Source organism: Aeromonas sp. s13 (genome assembly GCF_040907905.1).
GTDB classification, from domain to species: Bacteria; Pseudomonadota; Gammaproteobacteria; order Enterobacterales; family Aeromonadaceae; genus Aeromonas; species Aeromonas veronii.
This window is the reverse complement of sequence record NZ_JBFOCS010000005.1, coordinates 1-17,758: the sequence shown is the minus strand read 5'-3', so window position 1 is coordinate 17,758 and position 17,758 is coordinate 1. Positions and strand designations below refer to the sequence as shown.

The 17,758-nt window shown below is 59.3% G+C and carries 15 protein-coding genes; 5 read left to right on the top strand and 10 right to left on the bottom strand.

Annotated elements, in window-relative coordinates; all coding sequences use genetic code 11:
• Nucleotides 1-20: 20 nt before the first annotated feature.
• Genes AB5Y82_RS00595 through AB5Y82_RS00585 form a run of 3 tightly spaced genes read right to left on the bottom strand, consistent with a single transcriptional unit; the run spans nt 21 to nt 3,938 of the window.
• Nucleotides 21-2,036, bottom strand: a complete 2,016-nt coding sequence (locus AB5Y82_RS00595; RefSeq protein ID WP_149153419.1) for a DUF3488 and transglutaminase-like domain-containing protein — start codon at nt 2,034-2,036, stop codon at nt 21-23.
• Nucleotides 2,023-3,018, bottom strand: coding sequence for a DUF58 domain-containing protein (locus AB5Y82_RS00590; protein WP_368173521.1), 996 nt, complete (start codon nt 3,016-3,018; stop codon nt 2,023-2,025). The genes AB5Y82_RS00595 and AB5Y82_RS00590 overlap by 14 nt, the downstream gene beginning before the upstream one ends.
• The gene (locus AB5Y82_RS00585) at nt 3,018-3,938 is read right to left on the bottom strand and encodes a MoxR family ATPase (protein ID WP_149153457.1); all 921 of its coding nucleotides are present in this window, start codon (nt 3,936-3,938) and stop codon (nt 3,018-3,020) included. The genes AB5Y82_RS00590 and AB5Y82_RS00585 overlap by 1 nt, the downstream gene beginning before the upstream one ends.
• 366 nt (nt 3,939-4,304) lie before the next feature.
• On the opposite strand from AB5Y82_RS00585, the gene AB5Y82_RS00580 reads away from it, so the two are divergent.
• From AB5Y82_RS00580 to dtpB, 3 genes are all read left to right on the top strand, one after another.
• Nucleotides 4,305-5,477, top strand: coding sequence for an MFS transporter (locus AB5Y82_RS00580; RefSeq protein WP_179903309.1), 1,173 nt, complete (start codon nt 4,305-4,307; stop codon nt 5,475-5,477).
• 18 nt (nt 5,478-5,495) lie between these two features.
• Nucleotides 5,496-6,458, top strand: a complete 963-nt coding sequence (yidZ, locus tag AB5Y82_RS00575) for an HTH-type transcriptional regulator YidZ (RefSeq protein ID WP_179903310.1) — start codon at nt 5,496-5,498, stop codon at nt 6,456-6,458.
• Nucleotides 6,459-7,160: 702 nt separating this feature from the next.
• Entirely contained in the window at nt 7,161-8,666 is a 1,506-nt protein-coding gene (dtpB, locus tag AB5Y82_RS00570; RefSeq protein WP_368173520.1) for a dipeptide/tripeptide permease DtpB, read from the top strand.
• 57 nt (nt 8,667-8,723) lie between these two features.
• Here the strand turns inward: dtpB and ruvX are convergent, their stop codons facing one another.
• The 7 genes from ruvX to metK form a co-directional block, all read right to left on the bottom strand.
• The gene (ruvX, locus tag AB5Y82_RS00565; protein ID WP_005343821.1) at nt 8,724-9,146 is read right to left on the bottom strand and encodes a Holliday junction resolvase RuvX; all 423 of its coding nucleotides are present in this window, start codon (nt 9,144-9,146) and stop codon (nt 8,724-8,726) included.
• A gap of 43 nt (nt 9,147-9,189) precedes the next feature.
• Entirely contained in the window at nt 9,190-9,744 is a 555-nt protein-coding gene (locus AB5Y82_RS00560) for a YqgE/AlgH family protein (RefSeq protein ID WP_005349793.1), read from the bottom strand.
• A gap of 201 nt (nt 9,745-9,945) precedes the next feature.
• Nucleotides 9,946-10,896, bottom strand: coding sequence for a glutathione synthase (gshB, locus tag AB5Y82_RS00555; protein WP_368173519.1), 951 nt, complete (start codon nt 10,894-10,896; stop codon nt 9,946-9,948).
• A 100-nt stretch (nt 10,897-10,996) separates the two neighbouring features.
• On the bottom strand, nt 10,997-11,728 hold the full coding sequence (gene rsmE, locus AB5Y82_RS00550; protein WP_368173518.1) for a 16S rRNA (uracil(1498)-N(3))-methyltransferase: 732 nt from the start codon (nt 11,726-11,728) through the stop codon (nt 10,997-10,999).
• Nucleotides 11,729-11,847: 119 nt separating this feature from the next.
• A complete protein-coding gene (locus tag AB5Y82_RS00545) occupies nt 11,848-12,552 on the bottom strand; it encodes an endonuclease (RefSeq protein WP_150390383.1) in 705 nt (234 codons plus the stop codon).
• Between the two features lie 73 nt (nt 12,553-12,625).
• Complete coding sequence (locus tag AB5Y82_RS00540; protein ID WP_139443203.1) at nt 12,626-13,153, bottom strand: SprT family zinc-dependent metalloprotease; 528 nt, start codon at nt 13,151-13,153, stop codon at nt 12,626-12,628.
• A gap of 68 nt (nt 13,154-13,221) precedes the next feature.
• A complete protein-coding gene (gene metK, locus AB5Y82_RS00535; protein WP_005338519.1) occupies nt 13,222-14,373 on the bottom strand; it encodes a methionine adenosyltransferase in 1,152 nt (383 codons plus the stop codon).
• Between the two features lie 349 nt (nt 14,374-14,722).
• Between metK and tkt the strand changes: the two genes are divergently transcribed.
• Entirely contained in the window at nt 14,723-16,714 is a 1,992-nt protein-coding gene (tkt, locus tag AB5Y82_RS00530) for a transketolase (RefSeq protein ID WP_005338517.1), read from the top strand.
• 179 nt (nt 16,715-16,893) lie between these two features.
• Nucleotides 16,894-17,520: a hypothetical protein gene (locus AB5Y82_RS00525; protein ID WP_128836291.1), complete on the top strand. Its 627-nt coding sequence runs from the start codon at nt 16,894-16,896 to the stop codon at nt 17,518-17,520.
• The last annotated feature ends 238 nt before the right edge of the window (nt 17,521-17,758 follow it).

Here is a 17,758-nt window from a genome sequence, read left to right as displayed (position 1 = left end):
GCCGGTGGCTCCCCCTTCTTTTATGGCGCACTCGTTGGCTGTTGATCCCAGCGCTGGGCGAGCTGTCTGACACGCCGTCGTAACTGGCGCCCGCAGCGCCCTTGTTGCCGCTCGCTGAGGGGGGCATAACGCCAGAGTCGATAGAGCCACGCACTCTTTAGCAGGGAGTGGGCAAGGTCGGGACGCAGCCGTGCCAGCCGCTCGCACCATGCCCCCATGCTCTCGGCGGGCTGGGGTGGATAGCCACTGCGTTTGCCCCGTTTGAGCAAGGGCTGCCAGATACGCCGCTCTGGCGGCAGGCGGGCGGGCAACAGCAGGGGCAGGCTCACCAGCAGGGCGACCAGCATCAGGCTGGCGAGGATCAACCAGGGAGTGTGTCCCGCCAGTGCAGGCCAGCGCAGGCCAATTTGCTGCCAGAGCTGGCCCGCATCGTAACCAATCACCCAGCGACTCCACTGGTAGTCGATATTGTTGCCCCACCAGCGCAGTTGATTGAGCAGGGCCCAGTTGCGATAACGCTGCAAAGCGAGGGGGTCGGCGGCGGTAAACTCGTCGCTCAGCGCCTCCCTCACGCCGCCTTCAATGCGCTCCGGCGCCACTGCAGCCGTGGGGTCGATTCGCCGCCATGTTCCTCCTTCATCGAGATACTCCACCCAGGCATGAGCATCGAACTGGTGTACTGCCAGATAGTTGCCTCTGGGATTCCACTCGCCGCCGAGATAACCGGTGACCAGCCGTGCCGGAATACCGGCAGCGCGCAGTACGAAAGCGGTCGCCATGGCGTAGTGGCCGCAAAAGCCCTGCTTGGTATCGAACAGGAACTCATCCACCCCGTAACTGCCAAGTCGTGGCGGGGTCAGAGTGTAGTAATAGGATTGGCTGCGAAACTGCGCGAGCAGGGCGGCGACCAGCGCTGCGCGTTCTGGATAGCGCGCAGCCAGCCCTTGGCCGTGGGCGCGCGCTCTCGGGTTGCCCCCGCCAGGCAGTTGCAGGTTGCGCTGGGCGGCTTGGCTGTCGTTCTCTGGCTGCGCTTCGCCGCGGCCAATGCGATAGCGGATCGCCACCTCGCCGCTCCCCTGTCGATAGAGGGTGTCGAGAGGGGTGAGCAGCACAGGGCCCGCCAGCAGGCGCGGTTCACTCAGAGCAAAGGCCCAGCGGTGGCGCTGGGGCTCGGCGATCACCTCGTAGCTCCCGGCTGGCAACGGGTTATCTGCCAGTTGAGTACTGGCTTGTGAAGAGGATGCCAGAAGGGTGAGCCCGGTCTGCACCGGCACTGTCTGCTGCCATGCTTTGACCTCGGGGCTCAGCAACCAGCGCTGGCCATCGAAAACTTCTTGGCGCATCACCGGAAAATAGCGCTCGCGGACAGGGGGCGGGCCATCGGCAAAGGTGACCCGAAACGCCAGTTCCGAGGAGTTGACCAGTTCGCTGATATCGCCGGGGGCCAGCTCTTCCGAGAGCCCCGACAGGGCGCGGCTGGTGGTGGGCATCTGCCAGAGGGGCGGGAGCCTTGGCAGCAGCAGAAACAGAGTGATAAGCAGGGGAAGCGCCAGCAGCAGGGCGCCGCCCGCGCTGCGCCAAGGCCGTTTCTGCTCGGGAGCGATGGCGGCCACCAGCGCGGTCACTGCCAGCCAGAGCGCTACTGTCATTCCGGCCGTCCAGCCGATGCTCTGTCGCTGCACCAGCGCCAGCGCGATAAGAAAGAAGGCGAGCAGAAGCACCAGCTCGATATCCCGCTCGCGCCGTACCTCGATCATCTTGAGGCTATAGCCGAGCCAGAGCAGATTGATCAGGGCGGGCAGGGTGCCCAAGCCACGCCACTGTAGTCCCAGCAACAGCACGGTTGTGATGGCCAGCAGCGCCAACCCGCGGGTAGGGAGGGGCGGCCAGCCGCGCCACAGCATCATGGCCCGGACGCCAAGGGTAGCGGCGCTTACCGCCACCACCCAGAGCTGCAACTGGAGCCAGAGCGCCGCGACCAGCAGCAACTGTTGCAGGGCGATGAGTGGCAGCAGGCGGCGGTTATCGAGCAGCATCTGGCGTGCTCTTCTGTGGTGTGGCATCGAACTGGGCCAGTGCCAGCAGGCAGCGCTGCACAAAGGCGGCACCGCTATCGGGCCCCAGCGTTTGGTTTGCCAGTGTCAGGGTAAAGGGGATGCCCCGCTTGCCGTAATCGGCGCACCACCAGGCCAGCACTGCCAGCCGCTGCTCCAGATCCCCACTCGCGACCCGCTGCAACATGAGGTGAGTGTCATCCTGCTGTGGTTCATGGAACTGCTTGGTCAGCAGGCCGCGCCCCTGGGCAAGTTGCTTCCAGGCGACCCGGCTCAGTGGCTCACCGGCCTGATGTGTCCGCAGGGTATCAAAGTCACCGAGGGGAGCTGGTGCGGGCTGGCCCTGATGCCCTTCGCTTTGGGTCGCATGTTCCCCTCTTAGCGCCCCGAACGCGGGTTTGGGGGAAAGCCAGCCCTCCAGTTGCAAGTCCAGCAGGGACCAGCAGCGAAACAGACCGAGGGGGTAGCGGCTCTCGACCTGCAATCGACCAAGGGGCAGTGGCCCGCGGCGAGAGCCCGATACTGGCAGGATAACTGAGCTGGGCGCAGCGTCGGCCTGTGCCAGCCAGAGGCTCCCTTCGTTGAGGCTAAAACGGATCGCCAGCACCGGGCGCGGGCTCTGAACCGAGATACGGATAGGAAGTTGGCTACCCGCTTCTCCCAGTACCAGCGGGCCGCCCAGCAGCTCCAGCCCCAGCAGGTTGCGGTGGGTGAGCCACATGGCTGCTATAAACAGGCTGCCGAGGCAGTAGGCCACCAGCAGTACCAGATTGTTCTGGTAGTTGGTGCCTAGCAGATAGATGGCGAGCAGCACCAGCAGATAGAGCAGCCCCATGCGGGTGGGGAGGATAAAGAGGCTGCGGGTAGCCAGCGTGATCTGGCGGGCCGGGGGAATGCGGCGGTCGAGCCAGCGTCGCTGCCAGCGGGCACGCCACTGCTGCCAGCGGGTGAACAAGGTGCTCATCAGGGATTGTCCGGATCGACCCTGGCCAGCAGCCGCTGGCTAAGGGGACAGGCTTCGCCGTGTTGCACGCCAAAGCTGCCCCGCAGCCGATGCTCGGCCACATAGGGGAAGACAGCCTGCACATCCTCCACCGTGACAAAGCTCCGCCCTGCCACCAGCGCCCAGGCCCGGCTCACCGCCAGCAAGGTCTGGGCTGCCCGGGGGGAGAGGGGCTGTGGCAGATCCCCATCAAAGCGGCTCTGGTGCACCAGCGCCAGCAGGTAGTCGAGGGTGGCATCGGAAACATGGATAGCATCACCTTCCGCTTGCAGGGCAGTCAGCTCGGCGGCATCCAGCATGGCGGGCAACGGGTCAGTCGGCTGGTTGCCCCGCAGTAGCTGGCGCTCCGCCTCTCGTGGTGGAAAACCCAGCGAGAGTCGCACGGCGAAGCGGTCGAGTTGGGACTCCGGCAGTGGATAGGTGCCCGCCTGATCCGCCGGGTTCTGGGTGGCGATGACGAAAAATGGATCGGGGAGTGGGTGCGTATTCCCCTCAATGCTCACCTTGCCCTCGGCCATCGCCTCCAGCAGGGCGCTTTGTACTTTGGGGCTGGCGCGGTTGATCTCGTCTGCCAGCAGTACCTGGGTGAAGATGGGGCCGGGGTGAAAGCGAAATGTTTGTTGCTGGGGGTCAAAAATCTGCAGCCCCAGCAGGTCGGCGGGGAGCAGATCGGCGGTGAACTGCATCCGCCGGCATGCCAGCCCCAGCACCTGCGCCAGCGCGTGGGCCAGGGTGGTCTTGCCCATGCCGGGCAGATCCTCGATCAGCAGATGACCACGTGCTAGCAGGGTGACCAGGGCTATTTGGAGTTGTAGCGGCTTGCCCAGAATGACTTGCTCCAGTGCTGCCAGCAGCCCGGCAATCTGCTCTTCTCTCTTCATTCCCTTCATACACATTCCCTGTATTGCGTCGCACCTACAGCTTATACGCCCGCAAGGGAGAAGGCGGATAACTGACGGGCGGTAAAAGTGCTGCGCAGGGATGGCTATGAGCGGGAGGTGACGCGGTTTATTAGTGAGTCTGCTCGATTCAATATGGCCGTCTAGGCACGTAACTCAATACAATATTTCCTGATTGGAATGTACCGATCGCCATCTCTTCACTAGGTGAGGGCGCTGGGCGCCCATATAGTTGCCCCCATTGCGACGCACTGTGTTGCTACCTTTGTCACCATCTTGGCCCCGCCACTGTTCGCCTGTCGCTGTGATCTGGCAGGCATCGGCACGCCAATCTGTTATGGAGCGTTCATGCCTGTATTCCTGTTGTGCACTTTTCTGATGATCACCCTCTATCCGGTCGGAATCGATCTCTATCTGGTGGCGGTGCCCCAGATTGCCGATACCCTGCAGGCGAGCGAGGCGCAGATCCATACCGCCTTCTCCATCTATCTGTTTGGCATGGCGGCCACCGTGCTGCTGGGGGGGATGATTGCCGATCGCTTCGGGCGGCGCTGGGTGGTGCTCGGGGGCGCGCTGATTTTTGTCCTTGCCTCGCTGGTGGCAGGCAGCGCAGAGGGGATAAATCAGTTCTATTTCGGCCGTTTCTGGCAGGGAGTCGGGGCGGGGGCGCTCTATATCATGACCTTTACCGTGCTGCGGGATGTGCTGAGTCAGGAGCGGCTGGCGATGGCGCTCTCGATGATCAACGGGGTGATCTGCGTGATCCCGGTGCTGGCGCCGGTGCTCGGTTACCTAATTCTGTCCCATTTTGACTGGCGCGGGATCTTCGTGGCGATGGCGCTGGTGGCGGCTGTCAGCGGTCTTGTCAACCTGCTGCTGCTCAAGGAAACCCGTCCGGCGCGGCAACCGGGGAGTAGCGCGGGGCAACCCTTTGCCCTGCTGCGCTCCCCGCGCTTTATGTTGCTCTCCCTGCTGACCAGTGCCAGCGTGACCGCCATTCTGGTCTATGTCAGCGTCTCGCCGCTGATCCTGATGAAGGAGTTTGGCTTCACTACCGAGCAGTACTCCATCGTGATGATGGTGATGGCCGGCGTGAGTATGTCCACCTCCTTTCTGATGCCCCTGCTGTTGCGCTGGCTGGGCAAACAGAAGGTGCTGGCGGTGTCTCATCTCTCCTATCTGCTGGCGGCGTGCTCACTGATCGGCAGCTGGCAGGCGGGGGGCGATATCCATCTTTTGCTGCCGGGGTTTGCGCTGGTCTGTGTCGGCTTCTCCTGTGGCTTCGGGGTAGCGATGGGGGAGGCGCTCGATGGTTGTCAGCATAACGTGGCCTTTGCCAGCGCCGTGCTCTGCATCATGCAGATCAGCCTCTCCGGCCTCTATATCTGGCTGCTGGGCCAACTTGGCTTTACTCCGTCCGAGATGCTGATCTGCGCTCTGCTGCTGGCACTGCTCAGTTACCTGGCTGTCAGAGGGCTGTTACCATGGCTCGCGCTTCGTGAAGCGCGGTCGCAGGGCTGATGGAAGATGAGAGGGGATATGCGCAATCTGGGTGAACTCGATTTAAACCTGCTGGTGGTCTTCAAGTACCTGATGCAGGAGCGCAGTGTGGCAGGGGCGGCGAAAAAGCTCTGTGTCACTCCGTCGGCGGTGAGCAAGTCTCTGGCCAAATTGCGGGAGTGGTTTGACGATCCCCTGTTTGTGCGGGTACGGCAGGGGTTGCAGCCCACCAACCTCTCCCTGACCCTGGAGGAGGAGCTGAAGGTCTGGTTCCAGCTCACCGACAGTATCACCTCGCTCAATAGCGAGGCGATCCCCGACGGTGCCCGTTTCACGCTGGTGATGGAGTCCCCCTTCTACATCAGCTTCCTGAGCGATCTGCCCATGACCATCTACCAGAAGTACCCCAACTCGGTAGTCAGGATGCTGGGGTGGGATCACCACTCCCTCAACGACATCGTCAATGGCGATGCGGATCTCGGCTTCTGCGCCCGCGAGACCCATGGCCGCTCCCTGGCCAAGGTCAACCGCTTGCCTTATTACATCGATCACGAGGTGCTGTTCACCGATCGCCCGGTGGTGTTCCTGCGCAAGGATCACCCCTTGCTCCAGCAGAAGTGGTCGCTGGAGAATTTTTTGGCCTGCCCCCAGATCAGCATGGTGTGGGAAGCGAACGATACCTGGGCCCTCGACAGTCTGCTGGAGGACGAGGGGCTGAAGCGGGAGGTGCCCATCATGGTCTCCAGCTTCGAGCAGGCGCTGCATATTGCCTCCCAGTCGAGCCACGAGCTGATTGCGGTGGCGCCCTCTTACTGTGGTGGTTATGCCAGTCGGCATCACGACAATCTGATCGCCATGCCGCTGCCGCTCCCCGAGAAGCTCTACGCCCAGCTGGAGATCGCCTTCATCCTGCTGTGGCACAAACGGCACAATCAGGATGCCAAGGTGATGTGGCTGCGCAACGAGATCCGGCGGCTCTACAACGACGAATCGCCACGCTAATGTGGCCGTGACGGTGCCCATCGAGCAGCCGGAGCCATCTGCTCCGGCTTTTATCGCCCGGATGAGTGGGCTTTGGCACGACTTAAGTGCCTAGCTCGGGTTCAGCTGTGTGTCATTCAACTCTCTTTATGCACAGATTAGCCTTGGTTGCACGTCTCGAGTGAAGCTCTTTTCACGAAAAAAATTCATGTGGTTTCATTAGAAAACTTCACTAATGGTCACTTTTGAAGTGTGATCGACCATTAAGTTCCTGTATTTGCAGTGATATAGCATGACACCCCTTGGAATGGCGGGGTTATATAGCGCCTGTGCAGTGTGATAGCCAGTAGAGCGCGGAGTGAGCCAGCCCCACAGGTCGTCTGTGGCCGTGTCATGCCCCGTCCATCTAGCCACCAGCCATGAGTGACGGAGCAGAGGAGAATAAGCATCAAGGTTGATAAACCGGCTTGAGTGAAGGGATGCAGCAAAGGTAGAACCCGGAGCCGGTAACTGTACCGGGAGATGCCACTCACCATCCCCCGATAACCCGTAATTGAAACCGGCTAGATGAAAAACACCTTTCATCGAACGGGGCCCGTGCACCCGAAAATAGCCAGATTGGCAGGCTGACTGTGCTCCCCGTTATAGCAATGGCGGGCAAAGAAATAGTGCGGCAGCCACCACCAGATTAATAAAAATAAATCTCAGCAAAGGCAGGTTGATATGCGTCCAGCAACAGCACCCACAGGGTTGTTACAACAGCCCAAACCCTTCTTTATGATATTTTTCGTCGAACTCTGGGAGCGCTTCGGTTATTACGGCGTGCAGGGGATATTGGCGGTTTTCTTTGTACAGCAACTGGGTTTTTCCCAAGAGCAATCCTTTATTACCTTCGGTGCCTTCTCGGCGCTGGTATATGGTCTGATCTCGGTCGGTGGCTATGTCGGCGACCATGTGCTCGGCACCAAGCGCACCATGGTGCTGGGGGCCGTGGTGCTGGTGATAGGCTACTTTATGACCGGCATCTCTATCTACAATCCCGACCTGATTTTCTATGCGCTGGGCACCATTGCAGTTGGTAACTGCCTGTTCAAGGCCAATCCGGCCAGCCTGCTTTCAAAATGCTATCAGCCAAAAGATCCGCGGCTGGATGGGGCGTTTACCCTGTTCTATATGTCGATCAATATCGGCTCCCTTATTTCCCTCTCGCTGGCGCCGGTAATTGCCGATCATTACGGCTATACCGTGACCTATAACCTGTGCGGGGTAGGGCTGATTATTGCGCTGCTTACCTTCTTTGCCTGCCGCAATATGGTCAAGGATATTGGCTCCGAGCCGGATCACCTGCCACTGAATTACAGCAAGCTGCTGCTGGTTATATTGGGCTCGGTAGCCATGGTCTTCTTTTGCGCCTGGCTGATGCACCACGTGGTGATCGCCAACATGGTGTTGATGACGGTGACCATCGCCGTGGTGATATTCTTTTTTCGCGAGGCATTCAGGCTCGACACAGTGGGCCGCAACAAGATGTATGTGGCCTTCGTGCTGATGCTGGAGGCAGTGCTCTTCTATGTGCTTTACGCCCAGATGCCGACGTCTCTGAACTTCTTTGCCATCAACAACATGCACCACGAAATGCTGGGCATGAGCGTCAACCCAATCAGCTTCCAGGCGCTCAACCCCTTCTGGGTGGTGGTGGGTAGCCCGGTACTCGCGATGATCTATACCCGGATGGGCAGCAAGGGGCGGGATCTCACCATGCCGCTCAAGTTCACCCTCGGGATGTTCTTCTGCTCGCTGGGCTTTCTGACGGCGGCGGCATCCGGCTGGTGGTTTGCCGATGAGCAGGGGCTGACCTCCCCCTGGTTTATGGTGCTTATCTACCTGTTCCAGAGTTTGGGTGAGCTGATGATCAGTGCCCTGGGACTGGCGATGGTCGCCGCGCTGGTGCCGCAACGGCTGATGGGCTTCATTCTCGGAATGTGGTTCCTGACTCAAGCGATGGCGTCCCTGCTGGGAGGCTATGTGGCGACTTTTACCGCCGTGCCGCAAGGGATGACGGATCCGCTGCAAACCCTGCCGATCTACACCGGCGTGTTTGGCAAGATCGGGATGGCGACCCTGCTGATTGCGGTGGTGATGGGGCTGATGGTGCCCTGGCTCAACCGGATGATGAATGCGACGCCGACAGAGGCCGAGGGGCTGGTGGTGGGACAATCACAGGCGTAATGAGGGGATAGTGCGAGACAAGGCAAGGGCGGCGACCCTTGCCTTGCTGTTGATGGTTTAGTTGTACTGCTCTTCCATCCAGGCTTCGACGATCAACTGCGCCGATACCCCGTCCACGCTGCCTTTTTCCAGCGCGCGATAGCCGCCTCGCTCAAACAGCCGGGCGCGGGCATCTGTGGTGGTGAGTCGCTCATCCTTGAACTCCACCGGCTTGCCGAAACGGCCATGCAGCCGGTTGCCGAATTTGCGTGCTCGTACTGTTATCTCCTGATCGGTGCCATCCATGTTCAGCGGCAGGCCGACCACCAGCAGGTCCGGTTGCCACTCCTTGAGCAGCTTCTCAATCTCGTCCCAGTTGGGGATGCCGTCGTTGGCCTTGAGGGCGCGCAGAGGCTGGGCTGTGCCAGTCAGCTCCTGACCGATGGCGACGCCAATGCTCTTGGTGCCATAGTCAAAGCCCATGATGCTGCGTGATGACATAACTGATAAATCCTCGAAATAGAGAGCGGAGCGGGCCAGCCGCTCAGCTGTGGCCGATATCGCTGGAGAGGTGAACCGGGTTCACCCCTATGCTGGCGGCAGCTTGCTGCCAACGTTTGTGAATGGGGGTCTTGAACACCAGAGCCGGATTGGGGGGGATCACCAGCCAGGCGCCATCCACCAGCTCCTGCTCCAGCTGCCCGGCGCTCCAGCCGGCATAGCCAAGGGCCACCAGCCAATGGGCAGGGGCCTCGCTCGTACCCAGAGTTTCCAGAATATCCTTGGAGGTGGTTACCATCATCTCATCCCCCACCTGCAGGGTGGAGTTGAAACCGGGGCGGAAGCTGTGCAGCACGAAGCCGCGATCGGCGTGAACCGGCCCCCCTTGCAGTACCGGTTGCTTGAGCTCCGGGTTGTTGGGCGGGTTGAGCTGGAGCTGGGTCAGCATGGTTTCCAGCGACATCTCGACCGGAATGTTGACGACCAAGCCCATGGCGCCCTCTTCGTTGTGCTCGCACAGATAGACCAGCGAGCGCTCGAAGTAGGGATCCGTCAGGCTTGGCATGGCAAGCAGGAAGTGATTTTGCAGTGTTTGCATAGAGGCCAAATAGTGCAAAGGTATTTGAGGTCAATTATGGCAGTTGATCCCCATGGGAAAAACCGCTTTTTGGGCTGGGCGAGATCCCGCCCTTTTCCGGATTGTCTTGAAACAGAGAGGGTGGCGCCGGGCCACCCTCTCTGTTTTGGGGCTTGTCAGGGGAGGGTTACCCCTGAACAGGCCGATTAGCCTGCCAGGCGATTATTTGCCCAGCCGACGCTCGATGGCATCCATCAGCATACCGGTGATGTGCACGTCGAAGGCTGCTTCAATTTCGCGAATGCAGGTCGGGCTGGTGACGTTAATCTCGGTCAGCCGATCGCCGATGATGTCGAGGCCGACGAAGAAGAGCCCTTTCTCTTTCAACGTCGGGCCCACCGCGCGGGCGATGGCCCAGTCGGCTTCGCTCAGGGGACGCGCTTCACCACGGCCACCGGCCGCCAGATTGCCACGGGTCTCACCTTGCGCCGGAATACGGGCGAGGCAGTAAGGCACCGGTTCACCGTCCACCACCAGCACCCGCTTGTCGCCATCCTTGATGGCGGGTAGATAGGTCTGCGCCATGCAGTACTGGCTGCCGTGGGCGGTCAGGGTTTCGATAATCACACCGACGTTGGCGTCATCCTCCTTCATGCGGAAGATGGAGGCGCCACCCATGCCATCCAGCGGTTTGAGGATGACGTCTTTGTGCTTGGCGTGGAAGGCGCGTAGCTTGTCGGCGCGGCGGGTTACCAGCGTGGTCGGGGTGTGCTCGGCAAACCAGGCGGTATAGAGCTTCTCGTTGGCGTCACGCAGGCTCTGCGGCTTGTTGACGATAAGGCAACCCTCATCCTCGGCCCGCTCCAGCATGTAGGTGGCATAGATAAATTCGGTGTCGAACGGCGGATCCTTGCGCATCAGGATCACATCGAGGTTGGAGAGGGGCTGATCCACCACCTCGCCCAGCGTGTACCAGTCGGCATAGTCATATTTGACTGTCAGCGGGCGCATGGTACCAAAGGCGCGACCGGCTTCCATGTAGAGATCCTTCATCTCCAGATAGAACAGCTCATAGCCGCGCTTTTGCGCCTCTTCGAGCATGGCAAAGCTGGAATCTTTCTTGATGTTGATGGCCGAGATGGGGTCCATCACGATGCCGAGTTTAATGGTCATCCGCTGTTCCTTTTTAATGGCTCGATAGGATTGTAGGGTCGATTAGCGCAGCGTAATCGGCCGCTTGAGGCTGCATCGATGCATGATGCGGCCGATAGTATCAAGCGAGATCGCCAAAGCGGCACTGCAGCGCAGTAATCGCAGTCAGGGCGGCGGTTTCGGTACGCAGCACCCGCGGCCCCAGCAGCATCTCTTTGAAATCTTCCTGCACGGTACGGGCGATCTCGTCGCTCGACAAGCCCCCTTCCGGGCCAATCAGCAGGCGCACGCCGTGCTCGGGAACGGGCAGGGTGTTGATGCTGTACTCGGCGCGCGGGTGCAGGTTGAGCTTGAGCTCCTTGGTCTCTTCCGCCAGCCAGGCGTCCAGCTCTATCGGCATGCGCACCTCTGGCACCACGTTGCGGCCGCACTGTTCGCAGGCGCTGATCACCACCTTCTGCCACTGTTCGCGCTTCTTCTCCAAGCGGTCTGCCGGCAGCTTGACGCCGCAGCGCTCGGAGAAGAGCGGGGTGATGCAAGTGACGCCCAGCTCCACCGATTTCTGGATGGTGAAGTCCATCTTGTCGCCACGGCTGATCACCTGACCCAGATGGATGGCCAACGGTGACTCCACCGATTGGGTATCGCAGCTGTCGATGGTCACCTCCACCGACTTCTTGCCGACCAGGGCGATGGTGGCGGGATATTGATTGCCATCGCCGTTGAACAGCTCGAGCTGCTGGCCCGGCTGCATGCGCAGTACCCGGCCGATATGGTTGGCGCCGTCTTCCGACAGGGCGATGGTCTGGCCAACTTGCAGGGTGGCCGGTTCATAGATACGTGGAATGCGCATGGCTGCTTGTCAGTCTCTTGCTTGGAAACCCTTCATATCCTGCGGCGAGCAGGGCTCACGCGGCAGTAGGGAAGGGCTTCATGATAGGAGGGGCGATCCCCCTCCCAGGTCAAATGGGGTTATTGGCACTGTTTTTCAATAAAGGGATTGGTATTGCCCTGCAGCTTGCCGATGCGGCGGTTGCGCTCGCACTCCCAGCCCTCTGCCGGGTACTGGCGATCCCAGGCTTCAAACAGTTTACGCTGTTGCGCTGCCAGACGCAGCCCATACTGCTGGCTCATGTAGAGGTAGGCGCGGGCAATCTGGCCCCGTACCGGCCCCTTGGGCGGCTGCACCCGACGATCCTTGAAATCCACCAGCATCTGGCACTGACCATACTGATCCGGCTTGCCGTTCCAGTCGGAAAAGCGGTAGTTGGCTCGATCGCCGTTCACCTCGCCAATGGCGGGGAAGAGGTTGTGCATGTCCCCCTCCATCTTGTTGAACTCGGGGCTCGCTTTTTCGCAGTTCTTGCGACCGCCATCCTGCCAGCACTGCAGCTGGTGGCCGAACTCCCAGGCCGGGACCACGTGTTCCCACTCGATGCGGGCGGCGCGCTTGGCCTGCTTGCGCGGCTCATAGCCGCAACTGGCGAGATCCGGGCGCATCGATTTGCCCTGATAGTCGATGTCGCAGCCGCAGTAGAAGGTGGTGACCGCAGGCTGGCTGCGATAGATCTTCACCAGATCCTGCTTGGCTTCGCGAAAGGTCTGGGCGTGCAGGGGGGCGCTGAGCAGCGGCAAACCGGCCAGCAGGGTCAGGGCGAGGGAGGAGATGAAACGCATGAGATTCCTTGCAAACGGGGTGATTGACGAACGATGGCGGGCACCCTACCACAGGGGCGCGACACAAGCTGGCTTACTGCTCTGGCTCCGGCCGTTCCCGCTCCAGCGGTTGCTTGCAGCGGCGGCAATGGTAGCGGGCCTCGCCGCGCACCACCTTGTTGTGGCGGCGTATCGACAGTTGATGCTGCTGGCAGAGGCAGCGATAGGGCACGGTGCGCTGGGCCAATACTGCCAGATCGAAGCTGTGGGTGGTTCTGGGCTCAAGGCCGAATACCTCCCGCATCACCGATTGCCACTGACGGCCGTGGGGTAGCACCCGGTTTTTGCCGCGTCCTTCACCCCACAGGGCATAGACCAGCAGATGGGCCACCTCGTGGGGCACCACCTCATCCAGAAACGCCTGCTGGTTGGCCTGATAGAGGGCGGGATTGAAGCGCAGCTCCCAGGTTTGCAGCCGCGCCGATCCCGCCGCTCGGCCCCGCATATTGCAGTAGATCCGCGGGCGGGGGAAGGTGCGGCCAAGGCGCGCCTCGGCCTGCACAAAACAGGCTTCTACGCGTTGTTGCAGCAGGGCGACAAGCTGGGCAGGAGTGGCAGACATCAACATCTCGTCAGATAGCGGATAAGCAAAAGGGGAGCCAGGCTCCCCTTTTATCACAACAGCGAGCCTTACAGGCCAGCGGCGGAACGCAGCAGTTCGGCCTTGTCGGTCTGCTCCCACGGGAACTCGTCACGACCGAAGTGACCGTAGGCAGCGGTAGCCTGGTAGATCGGGCGCTTCAGATCCAGCATTTCGATCAGGCCATACGGGCGCAGTTCGAAGTGCTCGCGCACCAGTTTGACCAGCAGCTCTTCGGCGACCTTGGCAGTACCGAAGGTTTCGACGCTGATGGAGGTCGGCTCGGCCACGCCGATGGCGTAGGAGATCTGGATTTCACAGCGATCTGCCAGACCGGCGGCAACGATGTTTTTGGCAACGTAGCGGGCGGCGTAGGCAGCGGAGCGGTCAACCTTGGACGGATCCTTACCGGAGAAGGCGCCACCACCGTGACGAGCCATGCCGCCGTAGGTGTCGACGATGATCTTGCGACCGGTCAGACCGCAGTCACCCATCGGGCCGCCGATAACGAAACGGCCGGTCGGGTTGATGAAGTATTTGGTGTCCTTGTTGACCCACTCGGCCGGCAGCACCGGCTTGATGATCTCTTCGCGTACCGCTTCAACCAGATCTTTGTGGCTGATGGATTCGGCGTGCTGGGTAGACAGAACAACTGCATCAACACCGATGATCTTGCCTGCGTCGTCGTAGGCAAAGGTCAGCTGGCTCTTGGCATCCGGACGCAGCCACGGCAGGGTGCCGTTCTTGCGCACTTCAGCCTGACGCTTCACCAGCAGGTGAGAGTAGGTGATGGGGGCCGGCATCAGCACGTCGGTTTCGTTGGTGGCGTAGCCGAACATCAGGCCCTGGTCGCCAGCGCCCTGCTCCAGCGGATCGCTGCGGTCAACGCCCTGGTTGATATCCGGGGACTGCTTGCCGATGGCGTTCAGCACGGCGCAGGAGTCAGCATCGAAGCCCATGTCGGAGTGGGTGTAGCCGATTTCACGTACGGTATCACGCACGATCTCTTCGATATCAACCCAGGCAGAGGTGGTTACTTCGCCGGCCACCATGACCATACCGGTCTTGACCAGGGTCTCGCAGGCGACACGGGCCTTGGTATCTTGCTTGAGGATGGCGTCCAGTACCGCATCGGAGATCTGGTCCGCAATCTTGTCGGGATGGCCTTCGGAGACCGACTCGGAAGTAAACAGCTTTGCCATGATAAGAGTCTCAGCTTGTCTGGGTTATCGCCACGGCAATAACCGGATGAATGGGATGGTGTAGAGGTATCTACATCTGGACGTCTATTTTAATTAGCGCCCCCCGTGATTGCCAGCACTATTTTGTCGCGTAGTGTCCAATGGGTCACAAGCGGTGCTCTCCTATCCCGAAAGGGATGGAAATCAAACGTTTTTCTCTGGTTGCTTTGGTCAATAGAGGGCAAGAAAAGCGATTGTCCTCCCAAAGCCACTTTATTCATCCAGATAATATTTGCACGCCGCGCGCCCTGCTGGGACAATAACGCGCCTTAATCTTGGCCATCAAATGAAGCAATCGCAGGAGATTCAGATGCCTTCTCGTAAAGAGCTTGCCAATGCCATTCGTGCATTGAGTATGGATGCCGTTCAAAAAGCCAACTCCGGTCACCCGGGCGCCCCCATGGGAATGGCGGATATCGCCGAAGTGCTGTGGCGTAGCCACCTCAGACATAACCCGAACAACCCCAAGTGGGCCGACCGCGACCGTTTCATTCTCTCCAACGGCCACGGCTCCATGCTGCTGTACTCCCTGCTGCACCTCTCCGGTTATGACCTCTCCATCGACGATCTGAAAAACTTCCGCCAACTGCACTCTCGCACCCCGGGTCACCCGGAGTACGGCTATGCACCGGGCGTTGAAACCACCACTGGCCCGCTGGGCCAGGGCATCACCAACGCCGTTGGTATGGCGATCGCCGAAAAAGCCATGGCTGAGCAGTTCAACCAGCCGGGCCACGATATCGTTGACCACTACACCTACGCCTTTATGGGCGACGGCTGCCTGATGGAAGGTATCTCCCACGAGGCTTGCTCTCTGGCCGGTACCCTGCAACTGGGCAAACTGATCGCGTTCTGGGATGACAACGGTATCTCCATCGACGGTCACGTAGAAGGTTGGTTCACCGACGACACCGTCAAGCGCTTCGAAGCTTACGGTTGGCACGTTATCCCGGCTGTTGACGGTCACAGCCCAGAAGCCATCAATGCCGCCATCGAAGCCGCCAAGGCCGAGACCGGCAAACCGACCCTGATCTGCTGCCGCACCATCATCGGTTACGGTTCTCCGAACAAATCCGGTTCTCACGACTGCCACGGCTCACCGCTGGGCAACGACGAGATCGCCGCTGCTCGCGCCTTCCTGAAGTGGGATCACGCGCCGTTCGTTATCCCGGCCGATATCGCTGCCGAGTGGAACGCTCAGGAGAAGGGTGCTGCACTGGAAGCCGACTGGGCTGCCAAGTTCGCCGCCTATGAAGCCGCTCACCCGACGCTGGCTGCCGAATTCAAGCGCCGCACCGCTGGCGAACTGCCGGCCAACTGGGCTGCTGAATCCGCCAAGATCATCGAAACCCTGCAAGCCAACCCGGCCAAGATCGCAACCCGTAAAGCGTCCCAGAACTCTCTGGAAGCGTTCGGCAAGCTGCTGCCGGAGTTCATGGGCGGCTCTGCTGACCTGGCTCCGTCCAACCTGACCATGTGGTCCGGCTCCAAGTCCCTGACCAACGACGATGCCTCCGGCAACTACATCCACTACGGTGTCCGTGAGTTCGGCATGTCCGCCATCATGAACGGTATCGCCCTGCACGGTGGTTTCATCCCCTACGGCGCTACCTTCCTGATGTTTATGGAGTACGCTCGCAACGCCCTGCGCATGGCCGCCCTGATGAAGCAGCGCGCTATCTTTGTTTACACCCACGACTCCATCGGTCTGGGTGAAGATGGCCCGACTCACCAGCCGGTTGAGCAGATCGCCTCCCTGCGTCTGACTCCGAACATGAGCACCTGGCGTCCGTGTGACCAGGTTGAATCCGCCATCGCCTGGAAACACGCCATCGAGCGTACCGACGGCCCGACCTCTCTGATCTTCTCTCGTCAGAACCTGGCCCAGATGGATCGTACTGCCCAGCAGTTGGCCGACACCGCCAAGGGTGGCTACGTGCTGAAAGATTGCGCCGGTACTCCGGAGCTGATCCTGATCGCCACCGGTTCCGAAGTGGAACTGGCCGTTGCCGCCTATGAGCAGCTGACTGCCAAGGGCCGTGCCGTGCGCGTGGTCTCTCTGCCGTCTACCGACGTGTTCGACGCCCAGTCTGCCGAGTACAAAGAGTCCGTCCTGCCGTCCTCCGTCACCAAGCGTGTGGCCATCGAAGCCGGCATCGCTGACTACTGGTACAAGTACGTCGGTTTCGGCGGCAAGATCATCGGTATGACCACCTTTGGTGAGTCCGCACCGGCCGAGCTGCTGTTCAAGGAATTCGGCTTTACCGTGGAAAACGTGGTTGCGACCGCTGAATCCCTGTAATTCCTGAAGGTTGGGCCAGCTTGACCCAATAGCTGGAAAATAAACGCCCTCCATCGCAAGATGGGGGGCGTTTTTATTGGCACAGGAAAATAGTAAATTAAAAATATATTTCAATGCCTGAGAGTTGATAGTACTTTTTCTTGATGATTGATCTTCATTGTCTTAATAAAGGCTAAGCTATGGTTATAAGAGGTTGGGTTATTATAGTTGTTGTTTTTGTACTTTTATTTTCCCCTGTTGCTTTATATGTAAATACATTTGGCGGAGATTTGTCACAAGACCACTCTCGATGGGCCGAATTTGGCTCGGCAATTGGAGGTATCTATGCACCAATACTCGGATTTATTACGTTAGTAGTTTTGATTCGTCAGCTTTCTTTACAGAAACAGATGAATGACCAGTATTATTTGCAGCAAGCACGAGAAGATATCGAGTTTTATGCATCGCAGTTATCTAATATTCTTGATGAATCACTGGTCGGTAATGTGCCGTTGAGGGCTGTACTTCACGAAAAGTTTATGTTTTGTAGCCCTGAACATCTATGTTCAATGGATATGAAGAATATTGCCATTGATATTCATAGGGTAATGCCACAGGCACTTGATATATGGGCAGCCATATACCCTGTATTAATAGGGCTATCTGCGGTTGATGACTCATTATTTAAAATGACATTGGCCTCTTCAAATCAAAAACTAGTTGCATTACTCAGTTTTGAAATATGTGTGGCTTTGGATAATTTGCATTTTTGTCGTACTGATGGGAAAAGCGGTTTTACATATATTTTTAACCAAAAATTGCAGTAGAGCTATCTAAATAGCTCGTAGGTTCGATTAGCGAAGCGTAATCGGACGTTCGCGTTCTTTAAAACGATGTCATAAAAATAATGCCCCATATGTTACATAAAAAGAGACCGGCCATCAGCCGGTCTCTTTTTATTATTTAAAACAAATCTTACGCCTGCGGCGGGGTGCTTTCGGCGTTGGACATCACCGCATCCACCTCGGCCTGCTCCACCATGGGCCTTATCAATCTGACGACAAG